Source organism: Agrobacterium sp. 10T429, from assembly GCF_056393925.1.
The window spans coordinates 1-356 of record NZ_JBFTGV010000104.1; the positions used below are offsets into that span (position 1 = coordinate 1).

At 63.2% G+C, this 356-nt stretch carries 1 pseudogene; it reads left to right on the top strand.

What is annotated here, in order from left to right:
- Positions 1–356 (top strand): annotated as a pseudogene (locus tag AC1DCP_RS26735) (preprotein translocase subunit SecA); the annotation flags it as partial.

Below are 356 nucleotides of genomic sequence, written 5' to 3' on the forward strand. Positions count from 1 at the left end.
GTACAACTTCCTGGGGCTGTCGGTGGGGGTCAACCTCTCGCAGATGCCTCATGACGAGAAGCAGCGCGCCTATAACTCGGACATCACCTACGGCACGAACAACGAGTTCGGCTTCGACTACCTGCGCGACAACATGGTCTACGACCCGTCGCAGCGCGTGCAGCGCCCGCTGCACTACGCGATCGTCGACGAAGTGGACTCGATCCTGATCGATGAGGCGCGTACGCCGCTGATCATCTCGGGTCAGGCCGAGAACCAGACCGACCTGTACCAGCGCATGAACGGCATTCCCAAGCTGCTCGTGCGCCAGATCGGCGAGGAAAAGGCCGACGGCACCGGCGTGGAGACGCCCGGCG